Annotated in this window: 16 protein-coding genes; all 16 read left to right on the top strand. The window is 73.5% G+C overall.

Features of this window, described 5'->3' with window-relative positions; all coding sequences use genetic code 11:
• Positions 1-19 precede the first annotated feature (19 nt).
• Positions 20-2,683, top strand: a complete 2,664-nt coding sequence (locus FSYMDG_RS14295; protein WP_013874124.1) for a beta-ketoacyl synthase — start codon at positions 20-22, stop codon at positions 2,681-2,683.
• The gene (locus FSYMDG_RS14290; RefSeq protein WP_013874123.1) at positions 2,677-4,398 is read left to right on the top strand and encodes a PfaD family polyunsaturated fatty acid/polyketide biosynthesis protein; all 1,722 of its coding nucleotides are present in this window, start codon (positions 2,677-2,679) and stop codon (positions 4,396-4,398) included. Before FSYMDG_RS14295 ends, FSYMDG_RS14290 begins: the two co-directional genes overlap by 7 nt.
• Positions 4,395-6,353 (top strand): acetyl-CoA carboxylase, carboxyltransferase subunit beta, encoded by a 1,959-nt coding sequence (gene accD, locus FSYMDG_RS14285; RefSeq protein ID WP_013874122.1) that lies wholly within the window; start codon positions 4,395-4,397, stop codon positions 6,351-6,353. The genes FSYMDG_RS14290 and accD overlap by 4 nt, the downstream gene beginning before the upstream one ends.
• Complete coding sequence (locus FSYMDG_RS14280) at positions 6,353-6,955, top strand: acetyl-CoA carboxylase biotin carboxyl carrier protein (RefSeq protein ID WP_013874121.1); 603 nt, start codon at positions 6,353-6,355, stop codon at positions 6,953-6,955. Before accD ends, FSYMDG_RS14280 begins: the two co-directional genes overlap by 1 nt.
• A complete protein-coding gene (locus FSYMDG_RS14275; protein WP_013874120.1) occupies positions 6,952-8,298 on the top strand; it encodes an acetyl-CoA carboxylase biotin carboxylase subunit in 1,347 nt (448 codons plus the stop codon). Before FSYMDG_RS14280 ends, FSYMDG_RS14275 begins: the two co-directional genes overlap by 4 nt.
• Before the next feature lie 60 nt (positions 8,299-8,358).
• Positions 8,359-10,014, top strand: a complete 1,656-nt coding sequence (locus FSYMDG_RS14270; protein ID WP_013874119.1) for an AMP-binding protein — start codon at positions 8,359-8,361, stop codon at positions 10,012-10,014.
• 31 nt (positions 10,015-10,045) lie between these two features.
• A complete protein-coding gene (locus tag FSYMDG_RS14265; protein ID WP_013874118.1) occupies positions 10,046-10,285 on the top strand; it encodes an acyl carrier protein in 240 nt (79 codons plus the stop codon).
• Between the two features lie 17 nt (positions 10,286-10,302).
• Positions 10,303-11,286, top strand: a complete 984-nt coding sequence (locus FSYMDG_RS14260) for a transglutaminase domain-containing protein (protein ID WP_131772612.1) — start codon at positions 10,303-10,305, stop codon at positions 11,284-11,286.
• A gap of 79 nt (positions 11,287-11,365) precedes the next feature.
• The gene (locus FSYMDG_RS14255) at positions 11,366-12,499 is read left to right on the top strand and encodes a ferritin-like domain-containing protein (RefSeq protein WP_013874116.1); all 1,134 of its coding nucleotides are present in this window, start codon (positions 11,366-11,368) and stop codon (positions 12,497-12,499) included.
• A gap of 194 nt (positions 12,500-12,693) precedes the next feature.
• Positions 12,694-13,374, top strand: coding sequence for an SGNH/GDSL hydrolase family protein (locus FSYMDG_RS14250; RefSeq protein ID WP_043603678.1), 681 nt, complete (start codon positions 12,694-12,696; stop codon positions 13,372-13,374).
• The gene (locus FSYMDG_RS14245) at positions 13,371-15,659 is read left to right on the top strand and encodes an iron-containing redox enzyme family protein (RefSeq protein WP_013874114.1); all 2,289 of its coding nucleotides are present in this window, start codon (positions 13,371-13,373) and stop codon (positions 15,657-15,659) included. Before FSYMDG_RS14250 ends, FSYMDG_RS14245 begins: the two co-directional genes overlap by 4 nt.
• A gap of 25 nt (positions 15,660-15,684) precedes the next feature.
• On the top strand, positions 15,685-16,893 hold the full coding sequence (locus tag FSYMDG_RS14240) for an acyl-CoA dehydrogenase family protein (RefSeq protein ID WP_013874113.1): 1,209 nt from the start codon (positions 15,685-15,687) through the stop codon (positions 16,891-16,893).
• Positions 16,883-18,178, top strand: coding sequence for a lysine N(6)-hydroxylase/L-ornithine N(5)-oxygenase family protein (locus FSYMDG_RS14235; protein ID WP_013874112.1), 1,296 nt, complete (start codon positions 16,883-16,885; stop codon positions 18,176-18,178). The genes FSYMDG_RS14240 and FSYMDG_RS14235 overlap by 11 nt, the downstream gene beginning before the upstream one ends.
• 2 nt (positions 18,179-18,180) lie before the next feature.
• On the top strand, positions 18,181-19,281 hold the full coding sequence (locus tag FSYMDG_RS14230) for an NAD(P)/FAD-dependent oxidoreductase (protein WP_013874111.1): 1,101 nt from the start codon (positions 18,181-18,183) through the stop codon (positions 19,279-19,281).
• Complete coding sequence (locus FSYMDG_RS14225; RefSeq protein WP_013874110.1) at positions 19,278-21,335, top strand: class I tRNA ligase family protein; 2,058 nt, start codon at positions 19,278-19,280, stop codon at positions 21,333-21,335. The genes FSYMDG_RS14230 and FSYMDG_RS14225 overlap by 4 nt, the downstream gene beginning before the upstream one ends.
• Positions 21,332-22,906 (top strand): AMP-binding protein, encoded by a 1,575-nt coding sequence (locus FSYMDG_RS14220; RefSeq protein ID WP_013874109.1) that lies wholly within the window; start codon positions 21,332-21,334, stop codon positions 22,904-22,906. The genes FSYMDG_RS14225 and FSYMDG_RS14220 overlap by 4 nt, the downstream gene beginning before the upstream one ends.
• Positions 22,907-22,920: the final 14 nt, after the last annotated feature.

Raw genomic sequence — 22,920 nt, 5'->3', positions numbered from 1 at the left:
GACCGACGGAGGACAGGCGATGACAGCGGAGCAGGTGGCGTCCCAGGTGGTGGACGTCGACGCCCTGGAGATCGACGCCTTGGAGTTCGACGGCGAGCCCTTCGACCCCACCCGGTGGTCGGCCGACACCATTCGGGCCGACGCGCCGCCGCAGCCGCGGCCGTCGGCGGCCGGGCACGGCGGGGCTGGCTCGGCTGGCCCGATCGGCGCGTCTGATCTGCCGTCCGGGCTGGCCGGCAGGGACGCGGACGGGACCGGCTTCGTCCGCCGGCCGTCACCCTCCACCGGTTCTCCGTCGGTGCCCGCCGGTGGGCCGGAACCGGCCGAACTGGCGGCCTCGATCGCCCGGCAGGTACGGGCGGTTGTCGTGGCCGCGCACGCCAGCGCCCTGCGGGCCCAGGCGAGCGTGCAGAACCGGGTGCTCGCGGCGCTCGCGGCGTCCGGACAGCCGGCGAGTCCGGCGAACCCGGCAGGATCGGCGAGCCTGGTGAGCCCGGCGGACAACGCTGTCCGACCGGCGGGCGGGCTGTCCCCGGCCGCCCCGACGCCTGGCATTTCGGCGGGCTCGGCGCGCCCACGGCCTGTGGGCCCGGCGCCCGCTCCGGCGGTGCCCGGCGCCCCGGCGGGGCCGGTCCGGGCGGCCCTGCCCGTTGCCCGGGAGGGTGGTGTCCCGCGGGGCGCCCAGCAGGGCCTCCAACGGGATGACGCGGCCGCCCCGGCCCCGGCCGTCACCGAGGTGTTCGAGGTGGTCGACGGGCGACCGAGCGTGTTGTCGCGGCCGTCCGTGGCACCGGCGCCCACTCGGGTGTCCACGGAGGCGGCGTTCAAACCGCTCGCGCGCAGCGACAGGAACCGGCTGGACGCCGCCGATCTCACCCGTCTCGCCGAGGGGTCGATCGCGAGCGTGTTCGGCGACGCCTACGACCAGGACGGCGCCAACCCGTCGATCCGCCTGGCGCTGCCGCGGGCCGGGATTCCCGGGCTGCTGCTGAACTGGGTGGACGGCCTGGACGTGCGCGGCGGCGCCTGGGGCCACGGAGCGCTGCGCGCCGGGCTGCGGTCGGGAGCCGTGGCCGCTGGCCTCCCGGCGCAGGCCGGACCGGACCAGGGCGTCCAGGCACAGGGTGTCCAGGCACAGGGCACGCCGGCGGGGGAGCGGGCCGTGCTCCTCGCCGAGGCGGCCGCGCAGGCCGCCGAGGTGTTCGCCCTGTACCTGGGTCTGCACCTGGGCTTCGCCGACGCCACCTTCGCCCGCGGTGTGCCGGGCGGGCCCGACGCGCCGGGCGAGCCGGACCGCTACCAGGTCGAGCTTTTCGGGCCGACGCCGGACGCCGATGTCGAGCTGGCCCTGGAGGTCACCGGCGTCGACCTCGTCCCGCGGCCGTGGCTGTCCGTCGACGCCGAGTTCCGTGTCGGTGGCGAGATCGTCGCCAGGGTGCGGGGGGTGACACTGGGTGTCCAGGAGAAGCCGGGCGTCCCGATCGGCCCGCAGGCCGGCGGCACCGTGGCGCGTTTCCTCGGGCGCCGGAACAGCCTTGGTGAACCGGTGATGCTCAACGAGTTCCACATGGCCCACTGCTCCCAGGGCGATCCGGGCATCGCCCTGGGGCCGGAGTTCTCCCGTTACCGCGGCATCCGGGCGACCCGGCTGCCCGACGGCGGCCTGCGCCTGGTCGACCGGATCGTCGCCGTCCAGGGGGAGCGGGGGAAGCGGGAGAGCCTGCGCGGGGGTGCCACCCACCAGACCGAGTACGACTCGCCCGCCGACTCCTGGTACTACCAGGACACGGCCAACGCGTCGATGCCGAACTGCGTCTACATGGAGACCTCGCTGCAGTCGGCGCTCGTCCTCGGCTACTACCTGGGCGCCACCCTCACCGACCTGGGTGGGGAGCACAGCCTGCGCAACCTCGGCGGCACCGCCACGCTGCTGCGCGAGGTGGACCTGCGGAACAGGACCCTCCGGCAGCACTCGACCCTGCTGTCCACCACCCCCATGCCCGGGTCGGTGCTGCAGGAGTTCTCCTACCGGTTCTCCGTGGACGGCGAGCCCGTCTACGAGGGCGAGTCGATGTTCGGCTACTTCAACGAGGCGGCGCTGGCCAGGCAGAGTGGGCTCGACGCCGGCCGGCTCGTGCCGACCTGGCTGGACGAGCAGCAGCCCCGCCCGCCGGTGCGGACCATCGACGTGGCCGCCCGCCGGGCCGACCCGTCGGCGCCGCTGTGCTCGCGAGGCCATCTCGCGCTGCTCGACGACGTCGAGGTCGTCGACGGTGGCGGCCGGTACGGGCAGGGCTACCTGCGGGCGGCCCGCCCCATCGACCCGCACGACTGGTTCTTCGCCCGCCACTTCGTCCTGGACCCGGTCATCCCCGGCTCGCTCGGGGTGGAGGCGGTGATCCAGGCGATCCAGGAGTGGCTCGTCGACGGCGGCCACACGGCGGGCTTTGCCCGGCCCGGGTTCGTGCTGCCGGTCGGGCTGCCGATGACGTGGAAGTACCGCGGCCAGTTCCTGTCGACGGACAGCGAGACCACCCTCGAGGTGCACGTCAAGTCCCTCGAGCGGCGGCCCGGCCGGGTGCGGGTGGTGGCGGACGCGAGCGTGTGGAAGCCGACCATGCGCATCTACGAACTGACCGATGTCGCCGTCGAACTACGCGACGAAGGAGCCCCGCCATGGTGACCGCCCAGGCCGGCCCGGCCGCGCCCAGCCGGCCGGCGGACGCCGGCCACACCACCGCCGGCCGTACCGCCGGCCGCCCCACCGGCCACAGCGCCGGTCGTGCCACCGGTCTCGCGCGCGGCGCGGACGAGATCTACGACGTGCTCGCGACCCTGGAGCGGCCCGCCTTCGTCGTCCGGGACGCCCAGGGGATCGCGGCCACCAACGACGAGCGGCTGCTCGGCCCGGGCACGCAGGTGCTCGCGGCGGTGCCGCTGGCGCCGCCCGAGCGGCTGGGATCGCCGGACTTCCCCCGCGACCACGGCGTGCGCCACCCGTACATGGCCGGGGCGATGGCCAACGGGATCGCGTCGGCGGAACTGGTCGTGGCGCTGGCCGGGGCGGGCTTCCTGGCCTCCTTCGGCGCGGCCGGGGTGCTGCCGGCCCGCGTCGACGAGGCGCTGGTGACGATCAGCCGGCGGGTGCCCGCCGGCGCGGGGTTCGCCTGCAACCTCATCCACAGCCCGAACGAGCTGGCCATGGAACGGGACGTGGTCGACCTGTGCCTGCGCCACCAGGTGCGCTGTGTCGAGGCGTCGGCGTTCCTCGACCTGACCCCGCAGGTGGTGCGCTACCGGCTGGCCGGGCTGTCCCGGGCGGACTCCGGCCAGGTGCGGGCCGGCAACCGGCTGGTCGCCAAGATCTCCCGGGTCGAGGTGGCCGAACGCTTCCTGCGCCCGGCACCCGAACCGATCGTCCGCGGGCTGCTCGACGCAGGCCTGGTCACCGCCGAGCAGGCCGAGCTGGCCCGGGGGGTGTCGGTGGCGGACGACATCACCGTCGAGGCCGACTCCGGCGGCCACACCGACCGCCGGCCGCTGACCGTCCTGCTCCCCGAGATCATTGCTCTGCGTGATCGGATACGGCGTGAGCTGGCCCAGCCGGGTCACCCCTGGCAGGTCCGGGTCGGCGCGGCCGGCGGGATCGGGACGCCGGCCGCCGCCGCGGCGGCGTTCGCGCTCGGCGCGGCCTACGTGGTGACCGGGTCGGTTAACCAGGCGTCGGTGGAGGCGTCCCAGTCGCCGGCGACGAAGCGGCTGCTGGCCGGCGCGGGCACGGCCGACTGCGCCATGGCCCCGTCCGCGGACATGTTCGAGATGGGCGTCGAGGTCCAGGTTTTGCAACGCGGGACGATGTTCGCGAGCCGGGCCCGGCGGCTGTACGAGGTCTACCGGGCCCACGACGGCATCGAGGCGATCCCGGCTGCCGAGCGGGACGCCCTGGAACGCAAGATTTTTCTGCGGCCGTTGGACGACGTCTGGGCGGACACCGTGCGGTTCTTCACCGAGCGTGACCCCGACCAGATCGCCCGTGCGGCCGACAACCCGAAGCGGCGGATGGCGCTGGTCTTCCGCTGGTACCTCGGCCTGTCCTCGGGCTGGAGCATCGCGGGGGAGCCGAGCCGGGCCACGGACTACCAGATCTGGTGCGGGCCGGCGATGGGCGCGTTCAACACCTGGGTCGCCGGCACCTACCTGGCCCCCGTGGAGAACAGGCGGGTGGCCGACATCGCCGCGCAGATCATGCGCGGTGCCGCCTTCAGCAGCCGGGTCAGCCACCTGCGGTCCGCGGGGGTGCGGCTGCCCGCGCGCTGCGCCACCTACATCCCGTCCCTTATCCCGTCCCCGCCGCGGACCGGCGTGGCAGCGGGGCTCGACCGGTGGGAGCAATCATGACAGTGACTCTGTCCAGGCAGGCGGACGGCACGGATGCCAGGACGACCCGGGACGCATCCTGGCTGGTCTGCGGCGGATGCCGATCGATCATCTACGCGAAGAGGTTCGTCCGGTCCCTGCGGGTCTGCCCGGAGTGCGGCTGGCACGCCCCGCTGACCGCCGTCGAGCGGCTCACGACACTGCTGGATCCCGGGTCCGTGGCGCTGGTGGACACGGTCGTCGCCGACAGTGACCCGCTGGGGTTCGTCGACAGCCGTCCCTATGTCGACCGGCTGCGCGACGCGCGGGCCGCCACCGGCCTGGCCGAGGCGGTCGTGAGCGCCCGCGGCCGCATCGACGGCAACCCGGTGGTCGTGGCGGCCATGGACTTCCGGTTCATGGGGGGCAGCCTCGGCGCCGCGGTCGGTGAGGCCGTCACCCAGACGGCCGAGATCGCGCTGCGGGAACGCACGCCGCTGCTGCTGGTGACCGCCTCCGGCGGGGCGCGCATGCAGGAGGGCGTGCTGTCCCTGATGCAGATGGCCAAGACCAGCCAGGCCCTCGGGCAGCTCGACGAGGCGGGGATCCTCACCCTGGCACTGATCACCGACCCGACCTTCGGCGGGGTGGCCGCGTCCTTCGCGACGCTGCCGGACATCATCATCGCCGAGCCGGGCGCGCGGCTGGGGTTCGCCGGGCCGCGGGTGATCCAGCAGACCATCCGGCAGACCCTGCCGCCGGGGTTCCAGACCGCGGAGTTCCTGCTGCGGCACGGTGTCGTCGACATGATCCGGCCGCGGGCCGAGCTGCGCGCCACCCTGGCCCGGCTGCTGACCGTGGGCAGCCGCCGGGCGGCGCGCACGGCCGTGCCCGCGCCGCGGTCCGCGCCGCTCCGGCCGCCGGTGTCACGATCGTCGGCGTCACGATCATCGGCGTCGCAGCCGCCCGTGCCACAGCCGTTCGTCTCGCAGTTGCCGGCGGGCGGCGCGCTGGTCGTCGACCCGGAGCGGCTGCCCGCGCGGGAGCAGTGGGAGTCGGTGCGGCTGGCCCGCCGGCTCGGCCGGCCGACGACCCTGGACTACATCGCCCTGATGATCGAGGACTGGGCGGAGCTGCACGGGGACCGCATGGCCGCGGACTGCCCGGCGATGGTCTGCGGGCTCGGCCGGCTGGAGGGCACGCCGGTCGTCGTGATCGGCACGCAGAAGGGGCGCAGCGCGGCCGAGCTGTCCGCGCGCAACTACGGGATGCCGTCGCCGGCCGGCTACCGCAAGGCCGCCCGGGCGATGCGGCTGGCCGCCAAGCTCGGGCTGCCGGTGGTCACCCTCATCGACACCGCGGGCGCCTTCCCCGGCATCGACGCCGAGCAGAACGGGCAGTCGGTCGCGATCGCCGAGAACCTGCGGCTGATGGCGGGCCTGCCTGTCCCGGTGGTGGCGGTGGTGACCGGCGAGGGCGGCAGCGGCGGCGCGCTCGCCCTCGCGATCGCCGACCGCGTCCTGATGTGCGCCAACGCCGTCTACTCGGTGATCAGTCCGGAAGGATGCGCCGCGATCCTGTGGAAGGACGCGGCCGCCGGGCCGAAGGCCGCGGCGGCGCTGCGGGTGGACGCCCGCGAACTGCTGCGCGGCGGGATCGTCGACGGTGTGGTGCCCGAGCCCGAGGCGGGCGCGGACAGCGACCACCTGCTCGCGGCACACGCCCTGCGCGACGCGCTGACCAGCACGCTGGCGCAGCTGCTGCCGCGGGACCAGATGACCCTCGTCACCGGGCGCCGGGCTCGGTTCCGCCGCTTCGGCGCCGACACGCTCACCACGCTCGACGACGACCGCGACATCGACCATGAGCTCGACGACGATCTTGATCGTGACTTCGGCCGGGCCGGTGTCGGCGGCCACGGTGTCGATGACGACCGGGACGGTCGTGACCAGCGTGACCTCGACCGGGACGATCTTGATGAGAAGGAAAGTGCCTGATGAGTCCTGTCCAGGTCAACGGGGTTCCGCAGGTGCGCACGGCGGTGCCCGGCGCCGGTGAGCTCGACGAGATCATGACGGTGCTCCGCGATCATCTGCTCACCCTGAGCGCGCAGACGTCCCGGGTGCCCAGCCGGGTGCGGGCGGCGGCCGGCGAGGTCTTCATCGAGATCGCCTGGCCGGACGCGGTGCCGCCGGCATCCACCGAACTGGTCGCACCGGCAGCGCCGCCGGTGTCGGCCGCCACGGCGTCGGTTCCGGCCACGGCGTCGCCACGGCCGGAACCGACGACCCGTGGCGGGCCGGCCCAGCCGCCGGCCGCCGCGGACGCCGACGCGCACATCCTGCGGGCCGCCACCGTGGGCGTGTTCTATCGGGCCCCCGAGCCCGGGGCCAAGCCGTTCGTCACCGAGGGTGATCTGATCACCCGCGGTCAGCAGGTGGCGATCATCGAGGCGATGAAGCTGATGATCCCGGTGGAGGCGGACGCGTCCGGCCGGGTGCTGGAGATCCTGGTGGACGACGGCACCCCGGTCGAACACGGCCAGCCCCTGCTGACGGTGACCACCGGCGACGCGGACCGGGCGGGCCCGGGCCGATGATCAAAAAAGTGTTGATCGCCAACCGCGGCGAGATCGCGCTGCGGGTCGCCCGCACCTGCCGTGAGCTCGGGCTGGCCACGGTGGCGGTCCACTCCGCCGCCGACCGTGACTCGGCGGTCGTCCGGTTCGCCGACGAGTCGGTGCAGATCGGTCCCGGCCCGGCCAAGGCCAGCTACCTCAACATCCCCGCCGTCATCGAGGCGGCGCGCGGCTGGGGCGCCGACGCCATCCACCCCGGCTACGGGTTCCTCTCGGAGAACCCGGACTTCGCCGAGGTGTGCGAGGAGGAGGGCATCACCTTCGTCGGCCCACCGGCATCGGTGATGAGCCGTCTCGGCGACAAGGCCAGCGCCCGTTCGATCATGTCGGACGCGGGGCTGCCGCTCCTGCCGGGCAGCCGGGACGCGCTCGAGCACGCCGACGAGGCCGCGGAGTTCGCCGCCGGGATCGGGTACCCGGTCATCATCAAGGCGGTGGCCGGCGGCGGCGGGCGCGGGATGAGCGTGGTGCACGAGCCCGACGCGTTCCTGCGGGCCTACAGCCAGACCCGCGCCAGCGCCCAGACGGTGTTCCGGGACGGCCGGCTGTACGTGGAGCGCTACCTGGCCTCCGCGCGGCACGTTGAGGTGCAGGTCCTCGCCGACGCCCATGGCAACGTCGTCCACCTGGGCGCGCGCGACTGCTCGTTGCAGCGCCGGCACCAGAAGCTCGTGGAGGAGACCCCCGCGCCGCGGCTGCCCGCACAGACCGTGGAGCGGATGTGCGAGGCGGCCGTCCGGGGGGCGCGGGCGGCCGGGTACGTGGGAGCGGGCACGTTCGAGTTCCTGGTGGACGGCGACGGCCGGTTCTACTTCATGGAGGTCAACTGCCGCCTCCAGGTGGAGCACCCGGTCACCGAGATGGTCACCGGGACGGACCTGGTCCGCGAGCAGCTGCGGGTCGCCGCCGGTGAGCCGCTCGGCTTCGAGCAGGCCGACGTCGTCCCGCGCGGGGTGGCGATCGAGTGCCGGATCAACGCCGAGGACCCGGCGGCCGGTTTCGTGCCCACCCCGGGGGTGGTCAGCGAGTTCGCGCTGCCCGGCGGCCCGCTCGTCCGCGTCGACACCCACGTCTACGCCGGCTATCAGGTCCCCGCGCTGTACGACTCGCTGCTGGCCAAGCTCGTCGTCTGGGCGCCCGACCGGGAGCAGGCGCTGGCGCGGATGGACCGGGCGCTCGACGAGCTGCGGCTACGTGGCCCGCACGTGGTGACCACCGCCGCGTTCCTGCGCGAGGTCCTGGACCATCCCCGTTTCCGCCAGGCCGAGCACGACACCTCGCTCATCAACGAGCTGACGGGCTGAGGCCGGCAGCGGTCCTCGGTATCCGCGGCGGTTTGTGAACGTCTCCAGGGAGGAGATCCGGTGAACGCGCTCTGGGCCGCGGTGAGCACCAACGCCCGTCCTCGGACGGTGCTGCACCTGCCGTCCGAGGGACGGTCCGTACCCGTCACGCGCCTGCTGGCCGACGCCGAGCGGACGGCGACACTGATCGCCGGCCAGCGCCGCGTCGGCATCCTGATGGCCAACGGCGAGCCCTGGCTGCGCGGGCTGATCGCGTGCTTCCGGGCCGGGGCCGCCGCGGTGCCCATCGCCCTGCCCGTGGCGTTCGGGGGCAGCGAGGGCTACCAGCGGCACCTGCGCCGCATCGTCGAGGACGCCGAGCTTGCGGCCCTGCTGGTGGACGAGCAGAGCGCGCGCCTGCTCGGCCGGCTCGCGGCACCGCCGGACGTCCGGCTGGTCGACATCACGCGGATGCCCGCGCCAGCCGGCCCAGCCGGGCTGGTCGGGCCGCCTGGGCAGATCGAGCCGGCCGGCCCGGCCGACGAGAACCCGGCCGACGAGTTCGCGGTGATCCAGTACACGTCCGGCAGCACCTCGGCGCCCAAGGGCGTCGCGCTGACCGCCGACAACGTCCTGGCCGGCCTGGCGGCCATCGACGGCGGCCTGGGCCTGACCGACGCCGACGAGATCGGCATCTGGTCGCCGCTGTTCCACGACATGAGCCTGTTCGGCACGCTCGCCCACCTGGCCAGAGGGTGCTCGGTCCATCTCTGGCGCACCACCGACTTCATCCGCGACACCCGCGGCTGGCTGGCCGCCGCGGCGGCGTCCGGCGCCACCGTGCTGCCCATGCCCAACTTCGCCTACCAGCGCCTGGTCGACGCGGTCGAGGCCGGCGGGGTTCCCGACGGGCTCGACCTGTCCGGCTGGCGGCTGGCCTGCAACGGCTCCGAGCCCGTGCAGTGGTCGACGCTGGAGGCGTTCAACCGGGTGTTCGGCCCCTGCGGGTTCCGGCCCGAGGCGATGCTGCCGTCCTACGGCATGGCCGAGGCCACGCTCGTCATCAGCCTGGCGGCACTGGGGGAGCGGCCGTGGCAGCTCAGCGTCGACCGGTTCGCCCTCGCGCCGGGCGACAGGGTCGTCCACGTCACCCCGGGTGCCGCGGGCGCCCGCCAGGTCGTCTCCTGCGGCTCGGCGGCGCCGGGCATCGCCGTCCGGGTCGACGCCGCGGCCTCCGGGCGGGTTGGCGAGGTCCAGGTCCGCGGCCCGGCCGTGATGAGCGGCTACCTCGGGCTGCCCGCCGAGCGGCAGCCCTTCACCGCCGACGGCTGGCTGCGCACCGGCGACCTCGGCTTCGAGGCCGAGGACGAGCTGTTCCTGGTCGGACGCGTCAAGGACATGGCGATCATCCGCGGCCAGAACTACTACGCCGAGGACGTCGAACAGATCGCGCGTCGCGTCCAGGGCTTCGACGTCCGGGTCTGCGCCGCCCTGCAGGCCGGGGACGGCGACGCCGAGCACATCGCGGTGCTCGTCGAGACGCCGCTCGCGGGCGCGGCGGCCACCGCCCTGGTGAACGCCGTCGAGGCGGCCATCGCCGCCGAACTCGGCCCCGCGGTGGCGTCCGTGCATCCCGTGCCCGTCCGCTCCATCCCGCGCACCAGCTCCGGCAAGGTGCGCCGCCACGCCGCCAGGGCCCTCTACCGGAGCACGGCAGAGGCCACCGGAAAGCCGTAAGGGCTGCCAGAAGACCCGTGAAGGACGCCTCATGAGTACGCGGACCGTCGAGGACGCGGTGGCCACCGCCCTGGCCAACCGGCTGCAGATGGACAAGGCCGACATCGACCTCGATCTCCCCATGCACCTGCTGCCGAGGATCGAGTCGGTGGTGATCCTCAGCGTGGTGGTGGATCTTGAGGATGTTCTGGGGGTGGCGATCCCCGACGACGTCCCGTTCGAGGCGGTCACCGCGCGTGATCTCGCCGCGCTCGTCCAGGAACTCATGTGACTCGTCAGGGGCCTCGGGTGAGCCGCCGCTTCGAGCCGACCCCGCCGGATCTGGCGGTCTTCGACACCACCCTCGCCGACGCGGCCACCGTGCTGCGCACCGACGAGGCCGGGGTCGCCGCCCTCGGCCTGCGGCAGGTCGACGGCCTGCTCGACTACACCGACGTCGCCAACGCGGGGCTGCACTCGGGCACCGGCGCCACCGTGCCCGAGCTGGCCAGGCGGCTGCTCATGCGGTTCGTGGCGGCCGAGCCCGACGACTGGTTCGCCCCCGCGGACTGGACGGTCGCGGTACACCGGGCGGCCAGCGGCGAGACCTTCCAGGTGGCGGTCCCGGACCTGGGTGCCGAGGGCGTCGAACTCCTGGCCGACGGCCCGACTGGCAGCTCGGCCGACGGCCCGGCCAGTGACCTGCCGCCGCCGGTCGTCACCGAGGGCCATCAGAGCAGTCCGTACCAGGTGCGCGTCCGGCTCGCCGGTGAGCGCTACGACGTCACCGACCGCCGGATCCGCGCGGCGTTCGACGACGTCATCGACGCCCTGGACACCGGCGCGGTGCGCTACCAGGCGATCGCCGAACCGCTGCGCGCCGACCACCGGCGGTCCTGGGAACTGGGCGTCGCCGACTGCGTCGTGGCGGGGCGGGTCCTCGCCGACCGGCTGCGGGCCGAGGGGTTCCGGGCGCGGGCCCGCCGCGGCTTCCTGCTCGGCCTCGTCGGCAACGACCACGGCTGGTGCGAGGTCCACCTCGACGGCCGGTGGCGCACCCTGGACCCGGTGTTCGCCCACCTCGCGGCCGAGCACGGCCGTGACGGCGGGGGGCAGTTCCGGGCGGCCTGCCGGGGCAGCCGGTTCAACCGTCTGCTGCCGTGCGCCGTGGCCGAGTCCGCCGCGCTGTTCCTGCGGCCGGCCGGCACGCCCGCCCCGGCGTGGGCCTTCGGCGCCGTGTCCGCACGCCTGCACCAGCTTCACCGGTTGCGTCGGCGCGCCGCCGTCACCTGAGCCCGAAACAGATGTCACCAGCCCGGACAGACGCCACCTGAGCCCCGAAGAGCCCTGAAAAGAGCCGAAGAGAGCGGTCATGAAGTCAGACGCGACGGCGGAGCCGGCCGGCAACTGGGCCGTCCCGCTCGGCGGGGACGCGCTGTTCACCTGGGACTACGACGCCGGCGCCGAACAGATGCTGAGCCTGTACTCCCGCGGCAAGCAGCGCCAGTGGGACGCCGAGACGCGGCTGGACTGGGGCCACGAGGTCGACCCGGACAACCCGCTCGGCCTGCCCGACACGTTCATCTGGATCGCTGGCACGCCGCTGTGGGAGCGCCTGCCGGAGGCGGAGCGGATCACCGTCCGCCGGCACCTGGCGGGCTGGCTCTACTCCCAGTTCCTGCACGGCGAGCAGGGCGCGCTGGTGTGCGCGGCGAAGGTCGTCCAGACCGTGCCGGACATCGCCTCGAAGTTCTACGCCGCCACCCAGGTGGTGGACGAGGCCAGGCACGTCGAGGCGTACCAGCGCATGCTGCATGACAAGATCAAGGTGCACTACCCGATCTCCGCCGGGCTGCGCGGCCTGCTCGAGACGACCATCGGTGACAGCCGCTGGGACATCACCTACCTCGGTATGCAGGTGATGATCGAGGGCCTGGCGCTGGCGTCGTTCAGCATCCAGCGGGACCGGATGCGCGACCCGCTGGCGCGGGCGCTCAACGCCTACGTGCTGCAGGACGAGGCGCGTCACGTCGCGTTCGGGCGGCTGGCCCTGCGTGACTACTACGGCCAGCTCAGCACCGCCGAACTGCGTGAGCGTGAGGATTTCGCGGTCGAGGCGTGCTGGGTGCTCAGGGACCGGTTCGCCGGCGAGGACATGTGGCGCAACCTCGACTACGGCGCCGACGAGTGCGTCGCGCTGGCCAACCGCTCACCCGGCCAGCGCGAGTTCCGCCGCCGGCTGTTCACCCGGATCGTCCCGACGTTGAAGGACATCAACCTGTTCGGACCCAGGATGCGGGAAGCCCTACGCGAGCTGGGTGTTCTCGGGTTCAGCCGGGTCGATGGAGCCGAGACCTCCGCCGAGGACGAGCGGATCGCCGACGACATCGCCGCGCTGGAGCTTGCCGTCCGGCAGCGGGAGGTGTCCGCGGCCGTGGCCCGCGGCGCCGGATCCGACGATGCCGGCAAGGACGATGCCGGCAAGGACGAGGAACGACCGAAATGACAGAACACACCGAACCGACCGCGTCCACCGAACTGGCTGAACCAGCCGAAACAAGTGAACCAGTCGAAACAAGTAAGACAGTCGAAAAATATGAGCCAGTCAAAACACATGAGCCAGCCGAAATGAGCGGACCAGCAGAAACAGGCGCGCAGGTCGAAACAGGCGCATCGGCCAGGACGGGTGAACCGGTCGAAATGACGGAGGCCACCGACCCGTACGTCCTGTCCACCGAAGCCGGCGCGCGGCTGTTGGCGGGCGCGCCGTGGAAGCGGATCGCGGTGATCGGCGACAGTATCTCGGCTGGCATTCGCGAGGCCGTGCCCGGCTACCAGGACCTGTCCTGGGTGGATCGGATCAGCGCCGCGCTGCGCCGCGTCCACCCCGACCTCGACGAGATCCGGCTGGCCAGGCGCGATCTGACGCTCACCGAGATCCGCCGGACGCAGTTGCGGCCAGCCCTGGACTTCCGGCCCGACCTGGTGTTCCTCTCCGGCGGCGGCAACGACTTCATCAGGCCGGGGTTCGACCCGGCCACCGTGCGCGCCGAGCTGACCGAGATCGTCTCCAGGGTCCGGGTGACCGGCGCCGACATCCTCACCATCGGGATGCTCGACATCAGCCGGGCGGGCATCGTCTCCGCGAAACACGCGGAGGCGATCGGCAGGGCGACCAGGATCGTCGCCCGGATCACGCGGGAGGTCGCCCGGGAACACGGCGCGATTTTCGTCTCGTTCACCGACCATCCGCTCTGCGCCGATGCCGGCATCTACTGCGGCGACAGGCTGCACCTCAACTGCCGCGGCCAGGCGTTCGAGGCCGCCGAGAAGATGCGCGCGCTCGCCGCCCACCTGGCCGCGAGGAGCGAAGCCGCATGACGGACCTGACGACGTCGCTGCCGCGGGGGCCGTTCGAGTGCGGCCCGGCCGCGTTCGCCGAGGCGGCCGCGGCCGTGGCCGGGCCGTCGGCCGCGCTGTACCGCCGGTTGCTGGTCGAGCAGGAGTCCGAGGCCACGCTGGTGGCCGCCCGCCGGGTGCTCGCCGCCTTCCTGCCGAACGGCATCGGCCCGGACGAGGACGAGGAGCCGGACGGGAGCCCGGGCGAGCGGGCGGACGGGCCGCCGGGCGCCGGGCCGCTGGACGAGGAGCGGGCGCTCGCCGAGCTGGCCGCCACCCGGGCGGCGATCGCGCGGACCACCGCCCGGCTGCGCGCCGCCCCGGCCGGGACCGTGGCCACCGTGCTGCGGCAGCGCGCCCCGCTCGCGCTGATCGAGGGCTGCTGGCTGGACACCGTGTCGCAGCCGGCGACCCAGCCCGCCGTGATCGTCAACCGGCTCGGTGCCGAGCGGTTGGAGCTGCTCGGCGGTGGCGTGGTCGAGCACACCCTGGCCGGTCGGCGCCGCCGGCTGTTGGCGGAGCACGGCGTGGAGCTCCCCGACCTGCTGGCCACCGACTTCCTGGCCGCGGCGCAGGCCCGGCCGCTCACCGTGGTGACGGCCGTCTTCTACCTGGCGCTGTCCCGCCTGCCGGCCAGTTTTCTGCCCGAGGTGGTCGGCGTGCACTGTGCCTTTCGGGCGCTGGGCACCGACGCCGCGCTGTTCGGCCGGGCCGGGCCGTCCAGACTGGCCGAGTTGGCCGAGTTGGCCGAGTTGGCCGGGCCGTCTGGGCCGTCCAGCCCGGACGGTGTGGACAGCCGCGGGTACGATCCGGTACCGCTGCTGGCGGAGTACCTGGCGCTCACCGAGCTCTCACCCACCGGCCCGGCCGACCGGGCGCGGCTGCTCGCGGCGATCCGGCTCGTCGCGCGCCTGGAGAGCGCGCACGTGGCGATGCTCGACGAGCTTGCGAGCTGGCACCAGGGCCTGTCGCCGGACGCCGAGGTGGCGCTGATCGTCGCCAGGCACGCGCCGTACGCCGGCCGTCAGCACCACCGGGTGCGGATCTCCGGCGTCCCCCTGGACGGCCTGCTCGCCGGCCCGGCGTTCGACGCCGCCGTGTTCGTCCGCCAGCTCCGATCCTCCAGCTACCTGAAGCCACTGCCGACCGGCGGCTGCCCCCTGACCAGGGCGATCAGGTTCGGCGGGCCAATGTTCGGGATCTTCGACGCAGCCGAGGCGCGCACGCTCGAGCGGTGGGCGGCCGCCGTCGCCGCGGGTGAGCCGCCCGGCGCAGACCTGGCCGCCTGCGCCGCCGGCGACGAGGACGCCGCCGCCTGGCGGCGTGCGCTCGTGTCCGCCGATCCCGGTGACATCGTCGTTGCCGAGCCTCCGGCGTTCGACGAACGTCAGTTCCTGTACCGGCTGGTCAACGTCGAGCGGTTCCCCGGCGTGCTGGCCGCCGCCCACGCCCGCGTCGAGCAGGTGCTCGCCCAGGCCGAGGGGATGTTCGAACTGGGAGCCGCCGGCCGCCACACCGACGCCACCTGGTTCGACTACAGCCCCGCCGCGCTGCGGGAGCGGGTGGAGACCATCTACTGGATGAAGCTCGTCGGGCCCTACCGGCCGCTGACCGACATCCCGCCCCGGGCAGAGGTGATCAACGGCCAGAAGCGGTTCGCGCTGGGCAACCTCGTCGACGGCGCCTGCACGCACCGGATCGGCAACACCGGCCGCTTCCACCGTCCCAGCGACGGGCCGCTGTTCGCCCTCTACACCGATGAGATGGGCCGCGGCGACGTCGCCCGCAACCACCTCACGCTGATCAACCAGGCCCTGACCAGCATGGACATCCACCTGCCGCACCTGCGCTCGGAGGAGTTCCGCGCCCAGACCGAGCTGCCCGACCCGAGCTACCCGTACGCGACCTACCAGCTCGGCCTGGCGCTGTTCCCGGACTCCCGCTACGAGGAGATCCTCGGCTACCACCTGGGCGTCGAGATGTTCGGTCTCGGCGAGCTGCGGCTGCACGAGACGCAGAAGATGCGCCGTCGTGGCTTCGACACCGCCTATGAGGACGTGCACCTGTCCATCGACAACATCTCGGCCGGCCACACCCGCCAGGCGACCGACCTGATCGTCGGCTACCTCGACCACGTCGGACGCACCGGTGGCCCGGCCGTCGTCGAGCGGGCCTGGCGGCGGGTGCGGCGCGGCTACGCTTCGTTCGCGTTCTTCGTCGAGCCGCATCTGGCCAGACGCCTGCTGATGAGGCGGGCCGCCGCATGAGCTCCGACACGAGGAGGGCGCGCCGGTGAGCACCCTGGACCCGCGGCTGCTGGCGCTGCCGTTCTACGAGCGGCCGCACCGCGAGCTGGCCGAGGTGCTCGGCCGGTTCTGCGACACCCACGCCGAACTGGCGGCGGCGGCCCGCACCGGCGCGCCGGAGAAGTACACCGCCCGCGTGCTGCGCGCGCTGGGGGACGCGGGCCTGCTGACGCCCACCGACCTGCGTGGCCTGTGCCTGACCAGGGAGGCCCTGGCCTACACCGAGGACCTGCTCGACTTCGCGTTCTCGATCCAGGCGCTGGCCGCCTGGCCGATCCAACGTCACGGCACCGACGAGCAGAAGCGGCGCTGGCTGCCCGGCATGGCCCGCGGCGAGCTGGCCGGCGCGTTCGCGCTCTCGGAGGAGCAGGCCGGTTCGGACGTCGCAGCGCTCGCCCTGCGTGCCGTCCCGGACGGGGACGGCACGGGATATGTCCTGGACGGGCACAAGACGTGGATCGCCGGTGCGGCGGGCGCCGACGTCTTCTGCGTGGTGGCCCGCACCGGCGACGGCCCGGCCGCGCTCGGCCTGACCGCGCTGCTCGTCCCGGCCGGCACACCGGGCCTGCGGATCGAACCGATCGACATGCTGGCCGAACGCGACATCGCCCGGCTGGAGTTCGACGGCTGCCGGGTTGCGGCCGACGCCGTCCTGGGCAGCCGGGGCGGCGGGTTCGTCGTGGCCATGGAGCTGCTCGAACGCTTCCGCCTCACCGTCGGCGCGGCGGCGCTCGGCTTCGCCCGCCGGGCCGCCGACGCCGCCCTGGCCAGGGCCCGGGGGCGGGCCGCGTACGGCGGGCGGCTGTTCGACCTGCCGACGGTGAAGGCCAGCCTCGCCGACGTCGAGGTGCGGCTGAACGCCGCCGCGCTGCTGGTGGCCAGGGCCGCCTGGGAGGCCGACCGGGGCACCCCGCCGGCCAGGCACGCAAGCATCGCGAAGCTGTACGCCACCGAGGCCGCCCAGCAGGTCGTGGACGCGGCCGTGCAGGTGTTCGGCGCCGCCGGGCTGGTGCGCGACAGCCTGCCGGAGCGGCTGTACCGGCAGATCCGGTCGCTGCGGATCTACGAGGGCGCCTCCGAGGTGCAGCGGCTCGCCATCGCCGACGCCCTGCCACCGGCCGCGTCGCATGTTTCCCGGACGGACGCGGGCCGTCCACCGAAGACGCTGAAAGCGAGTTCTTCTCATGAGGAGTGAGTCCGCGGCGCGGTACCGCTGTGTCGGGATCGGGGCCGGACCGGCCAACCTGAGCCTGGCGGCCATGCTGCACGGCGACCCGGAGACGCCGAACCTGGTCATCGACCGGAAGGCCGAGTTCAGCTGGCACGACGATCAGCTCATCCCCGGGGCGGCCCTGCAGGTGTCGCTGTTCAAGGACCTGGTCAGCCTGTCCGACCCGACCAGCCCGTTCTCGTTCATGGCGTATCTGCACGACCGCGGGCGGATCTACCACTACCTCAACGCGCAGTTCGACAGCGTCCCCCGCGAGGAGTTCCGCAACTACCTGGACTGGGCCAGCAGCCGCATCGAGAACGTCGTGTTCGGCGAGGAGGCGCGGTCCGTCGACTTCGTCGGTGACACCTTCGTCGTGCGGACCGACAAACGCACCCTGCTCGCCGACAACGTGGTGGTCGGCGTCGGCACCGTACCGTGGGTGCCGCAGTTCGCCCGCCCGCACCTGGGCGGCACCCAGTTCCACGTCAGCGAGTTCCGGTCGAGGGCCGCCGGCCTGCGCGACCGGCGGGTGGCGGTGATCGGCGGCGGCCAGTCCGGTGCCGAGGCGTTCCTCGACCTGATCTCCCGGCCGGACGGCGAGCTGCCGCACCGGGTGTCGTGGCTGTCCCGCCGACGCAACTACTTCCCGCTCGACGACTCGCCGTTCACCAACGAGTTCTACATGCCCTGCCACTCCGACTACTTCGCCGAGCTTGGCCCGAGCGTGCGGGCCGAGGTCAACAGCCAGCAGGTGCTGACCAGCGACGGCATCTCCGAGGCCACCGCCCGGGAGATCTACCAGCGGATCTACGTCCACCGGTTCATCACCGGCGCCCCGCAGCTGACCGGGCTCTACCCCAACCGCGAGGTGGTCAGCGTCGAGCCGTGCTCGCCGGAGGGCTGGAGCATCTCCGTCCGGCACAACGACCCGGCGAGCTGCCTGGAGATCTTCGAGGCGGACGTGATCATCTGGGCCGCCGGGTTCCGGCCGGCCCCGATGGACTTCCTGGCGCCCCTTCAGCCGCGTCTGGAACGGGAGAACGACGAGTATCAGGTGGACGCCGACTTCGCCGCCTGCTGGGACGGCCCGGCCGACCGGAACCTGTTCCTGCAGAACGCCGCCCGCGGGCAGCGCGGCCTCGCCGACCCCAACCTCAGCCTCAACGCCTGGCGCAGCCAGCGCATCGTCGACCGGATCCGCGGCGTCCGCAGCAGGGACCAGCACCCGGCGTTCATCGAATGGTCGCCCAAGACAGGAGCCCGCTGACCATGGACGCTGGGGCTGGGGCTGGGGCTGGGGCTGGGGCTGGGGCTGGGGCCGGGGACGGGGACGCCGACGTTGTCGTGGTCGGGGCCGGCGTGGTCGGCTGCCTGGTGGCCACCGAGGTGCTGGCCCGCGTGCCGCGCCGGCGGGTCATGGTGGTCGACAGGGGGCTGGCCGGTGGGGGAGCGTCCCGGTTCTCCGCCGGGCTGCACTTCCCGCGCGGGGCCACCCCGCGGGTGCGGGCGATGAGCGCCTACAGCCAGCGCTGGTACGCCGACCTGTGCCGACGCGACCCCCGGGTGCCGATCCACCCGGTGGGCATGACGGTGGTCAGCGCCGACGAGGCCACCGTCCGGGAGCACTACCTCCCCGAAGCGCGGCTGCGCCCGCTCCCCGAGGCGCGGCTCCCCGAGGCGCGGCTGCGCCCGGCCGAGCGGGGCTGGGACGGTGACGGCGCCCACCACGCCGACGTCGCGGCGCTCACCGAACTGCTGGCCGCCCGGCTGCGCGGCCGCGCGGCGTTCCGGGAGGGCAGCGCGGTCACCGCCGTGCGGTCCACCCCGGACGGCGTCGTTCTCACATTGGGTAGCGGCATCCGGCTCACCGCCAGCCGTGTCGTGCTGGCGCCGGGCCCCTGGCTGCCCTGGCCGCTGCTGCTCGCCCCGCTCGGCGTCCGCGTCAAGAAGGTCGTCGCCCTGCACGTCGAACGGCCCGTCGCCCCGCACGACCGTGCGACCGTCTTCCACGACGAGGACGCCTTCCTGCTGCCGCTGGCCCACCGCGGCCACTGGCTGTTCAGCTACACGTCACCCGACTGGCACGTCACCCCGGACGCGCTGACCGGCGGGCTGTCCGCCGACGACCTCGACCGCGGCCGGGCGGTTCTGGAGCGCCACGCCCCGGCGCTCGCCCCGTACTGCGTCTCCGGCCGCGTGTTCTGCGACGCCTACAGCCCTGACCGCGCGCCGATCGTGCGCCCGGTCACCGCCGACGGCCGGGTGCTGTTCGCCGGCGCGGCGGGCGGCTCCGGCTACCGGCTGGCCCCCGCGATCGCCGCCGCGGCCGCCGACCTGCTCGACGGGCTCGACGAGAAGGACACCGCATGATCATTGACCGTTTTGACGCCACCGCGCTCTCCGCGGCGTTCGGGATCGACATGGGCTCGGTCGACGGGCTGGGCACCGGCGCCGCCTGGGGCCGTGTCGCGCCGGGTGTCGCCACGACACACCAGCGGCACGACGAGACCGAGCTGCTGGTCATCGTCGCCGGCCGCGGCGAACTCGCCGTGGGAGCCGCGCACCACCCGGTCGCCGCGGGCACCGTCGCCCTGCTCGAGCCGTTCGAGGACCACGTCGTGACGAACACCGGGGAGGAGGACCTGGTCTTCCTCACCCAGTACTGGCGTGACGGCGCCCGCGCGGTGTCCTCGGCCACCCCGGCGGCCAGCGAGCACGGCGGCCGCCCGGTGTTCGTCTTCTCGACGCCGCCCACCCCCAACGGCGACCTGCACCTCGGTCACCTTGCCGGCCCGTACCTGGGCGCCGACGCCTACGTCCGGTTCCAGCGGATGAACGGTGCCAGCGCCTGGCACCTGACCGGCAGCGACGACTTCCAGTCCTACGTGGTCGACCGTGCCCGCCGGGAGGGCCGGTCGAGCGCCGAGGTGGCCGCGCACTACAGCGCCGAGATCGCGGAAACCCTGCGGCTGATGGACATCCCGCTCGACCAGTACACCGTCACGAACGCCGACCCCGGCTACGTCCCCGCGCTGAAGGACTTCTTCACCAGGCTGGTCGACGCCGGCGCGATCGCCCCGGCCGACGGGCCGGCGCTGTTCGACCCGCGGACCGGTCAGTACCTCTACGAGGTCGACGTCCACGGCGGCTGCCCGGGCTGCGGCGAGGCCACCGCCGGCAACATCTGCGAGCTGTGCGGCGAGCCGAACACCGTGGTCGACCTGGCCGGCCCCGTCGCCGGGCCATCCGGCGAGACGCCCGTCACCGGCACGGCCCGCCGCTACGTGCTGCCGCTGCACGAGCACGCCGACGCGGTGCTCGACCACCAGCGCCGCGGCCGCGTCCCGGCCCGGCTGCGGGAGCTCGCCGCCCGGCTGTTCCGCCGGGGGCGGATCGACATCCCGGTCAGCCATCCCAGTGACTGGGGGATCATCCCGCGTGAGGCGGACGGCGCCGGCCAGGTGATCTGGGCCTGGCCGGAGATGGCCTTCGGCTTCCTGCACGGCATCCAGCGGTTCGGCGAGCGCCTCGGCCGCGACTGGACGGCAGCCAGGCCGGCCGACGACTGGAAGGTCGTCCACTTCTTCGGCTACGACAACAGCTTCTACCACGCGATCCTCTACCCGGTGCTCTACCGGCTCGCCCTGCCCGGCTGGACGCCGGACATCGACTACCACGTCAACGAGTTCCTTCTCTACGACGGCCTGAAGTTCTCCACCAGCCGCCGGCACGCCGTCTGGGGCAAGCAGATCCTCGACGCCGACAGCGTGGACGCGGTGCGCTACTTCCTCGCCCGCAACCGTCCCGAGGTGGAGCGGACGAACTTCACACTCGACGCCTACGAGCACACGCTCACCACCACCCTGATCGGCACCTGGCAGGCCTGGCTGCACGACCTCGGCCAGCGCGTGGCCGACCGCTACGACGCGGTGGTCCCCGACGCCGGCAACTGGACGCCCGAGCACGCCGGGTTCCTCGGCCAGCTCGCCGCCCGGCTCGGCGCGCTGGCCGCCAGCCTCCAACCCGGCGGCTTCTCGCTCAACCAGGCCGCCGCCGAGTTGGACGCCCTGGTCACCGACACGGTCCGGTTCAGCCGTCGGGAACGCGCGCTGGCAGCGGCCGGCGGCATGCCGGACGAGGTGCGCACGACCACGGCCCTGGAGCTGGCCGCCGCCTGGCTGCTCGCGCACGCGGCCACGCCGGTGATGCCGCGTTTCGCCGCCCGGCTGGCCGAAGCCCTCGGCCAGCCGGCGCCGCGGCGGTGGCCCGCCACGGTCGAGCTGGTCCCGCCGGGTAGCAAGATCGCCCTTGCTCAGGTCACGTTCTTCCACCCGCCCCGGCCGCTCGGCCCGCTCGGTGCGGCCCACGCGGCCGAACACCCGTCGGACGCCTCGCGGACCCAGCCCAGCGGGAGCCTTGCGTGATCAACGAACTTCTGGCGTCCACGCCGAACCGTGGGACGCTGCACGTCACCAGGCTGGCCGGCACCCGCGAGATCCCACTCGCCGAGGTCTGGCGACTGTCCGGCCTGGTCGCGGCCGGGCTGCGCGCCCGCGGCCTCGGCGCGGGCGACCGGATCGGCATCCTCGCCGCCAACAGCCTCGAGTGGGTGGTGCTCGACCTGGCCGCCCTGCGCCTGAAGGTCGTCACCGCCGGCCTGGAACCGGGCAAGTTCACCCCCACCCGCGAACTGATGGAGCGCTACAGCCTCTCCCTGCTGTTCACCGACCGTCCGTGCGACGTCCCCGGCGTCGAGCGGCTCACGACCCTCCTCGACGACCTGCCCGACGCGGCTGGCACGGCTGGCACGGCTGGCGCTGACGACACGTCCGGCGCCGACAACACGACTGGCGCGGCCGGCGCGGTCGGCGCGGCCCCGCCGCCACCGGTCAGGTACGCCCCCGACGAGATCACCACGATCAAGTTCACCTCGGGGAGCACCGGCACGCCCAAGGGCCTCGGCGCCACCGTCGGCAGCATCGACAGCTCGCTGGACGCCGTCCAGGACATGTTCGGCCACGGCCCCGGCGACAATCTGCTGGTGTTCCTGCCGCTGTCACTGCTCCAGCAGCGTTACTGGGTGTACTCGGCGCTGCGGTACGGCCACGACGTCACGGTCTGCACCTACGAGTCGGCGTTCGTCGCACTCACCCAGGTGCGGCCGACCGTCGTCATGGGCGTGCCCGGCTTCTTCGAAAGCGCCCGCGGCCAGATCGAACGCCACGCCCGGCGCACCGGCCGGGACCTCGCCGATGTGGCCCGCGACATCTTCGGCGGCCGCATCCGCTACCTGTGGACGGGCTCGGCGCCCGCCGACCCCGCCACCCTCGCGTTCCTCAACCGGCTCGGCCTGCCGATCTACGAGGGCTACGGCCTCAACGAGACGTGCATCGTGGCCAAGAACCATCCGGGCGCGCACCGGGCGGGCAGCGTCGGCCGGGTGCTGCCGGGCAAAGAGGTGATCATCGGCGACGACGGGGTGATCAGCGTCCGTGCCGAGCACCCGGTGAACCGGCGGTACGACTACTGCGAGCCCGGCGACAGCGAGCGGGTCTTCGGCACGGACGGTGTCGTGCGCACCGGCGACCTCGGACACCTCGACGCCGACGGCTTCCTGTTCGTCCTCGGCCGCGCCGACGACACGATCGTGCTGGACAACGGCAGGAAGATCGTCGTCAGGCAGATCGAGGAGCACCTGAAGGCCAGCCCGGCGATCGCCGAGTGCGTGCTCTACTGCCCGGCCCAGACCGAGCTGGTGGCGGTCGTCTCACCGGCGTCGGTGCCGGTGGACACCGGCGCCATCGCCGCGCAGCTCACCGCCACCAACCGGGCGCTCGGCGGCGACCAGTACATCCACCGGGTCGTGGTGGCCGACGAGCCGTTCAGCATCGGCAACGGTCTGCTGACGTCCCAGTACAAGCCCAGGCGCAAGCAGATCCGGGCGGTGTACCAGCGCCAGCTCGGCGACCCGAGGAAGGGAATCCATGCGGCCTGACAGCATGCGGCCCG

The sequence above is a fragment of the Candidatus Protofrankia datiscae genome, assembly GCF_000177615.2.
Lineage (GTDB): Bacteria > Actinomycetota > Actinomycetes > Frankiales > Frankiaceae > Protofrankia > Protofrankia coriariae.
The sequence above is the reverse complement of the archived record's forward strand: the minus strand, read 5'-3'. Positions and strand labels throughout refer to the sequence as shown.

Excerpts from the sequence above, each read along its gene's own strand:
- FSYMDG_RS14295 (WP_013874124.1), top strand. The coding sequence starts at position 20 with ATGACAGCGGAGCAGGTGGCGTCCCAGGTGGTGGACGTCGACGCCCTG.
- FSYMDG_RS14265 (WP_013874118.1), top strand. The coding sequence starts at position 10,046 with ATGAGTACGCGGACCGTCGAGGACGCGGTGGCCACCGCCCTGGCCAAC.
- FSYMDG_RS14225 (WP_013874110.1), top strand. The coding sequence starts at position 19,278 with ATGATCATTGACCGTTTTGACGCCACCGCGCTCTCCGCGGCGTTCGGG.
- FSYMDG_RS14275 (WP_013874120.1), top strand. The coding sequence starts at position 6,952 with ATGATCAAAAAAGTGTTGATCGCCAACCGCGGCGAGATCGCGCTGCGG.
- FSYMDG_RS14255 (WP_013874116.1), top strand. The coding sequence starts at position 11,366 with ATGAAGTCAGACGCGACGGCGGAGCCGGCCGGCAACTGGGCCGTCCCG.
- FSYMDG_RS14230 (WP_013874111.1), top strand. The coding sequence starts at position 18,181 with ATGGACGCTGGGGCTGGGGCTGGGGCTGGGGCTGGGGCTGGGGCTGGG.
- FSYMDG_RS14245 (WP_013874114.1), top strand. The coding sequence starts at position 13,371 with ATGACGGACCTGACGACGTCGCTGCCGCGGGGGCCGTTCGAGTGCGGC.
- accD (WP_013874122.1), top strand. The coding sequence starts at position 4,395 with ATGACAGTGACTCTGTCCAGGCAGGCGGACGGCACGGATGCCAGGACG.
- FSYMDG_RS14280 (WP_013874121.1), top strand. The coding sequence starts at position 6,353 with ATGAGTCCTGTCCAGGTCAACGGGGTTCCGCAGGTGCGCACGGCGGTG.
- FSYMDG_RS14290 (WP_013874123.1), top strand. The coding sequence starts at position 2,677 with ATGGTGACCGCCCAGGCCGGCCCGGCCGCGCCCAGCCGGCCGGCGGAC.
- FSYMDG_RS14235 (WP_013874112.1), top strand. The coding sequence starts at position 16,883 with ATGAGGAGTGAGTCCGCGGCGCGGTACCGCTGTGTCGGGATCGGGGCC.
- FSYMDG_RS14250 (WP_043603678.1), top strand. The coding sequence starts at position 12,694 with ATGACGGAGGCCACCGACCCGTACGTCCTGTCCACCGAAGCCGGCGCG.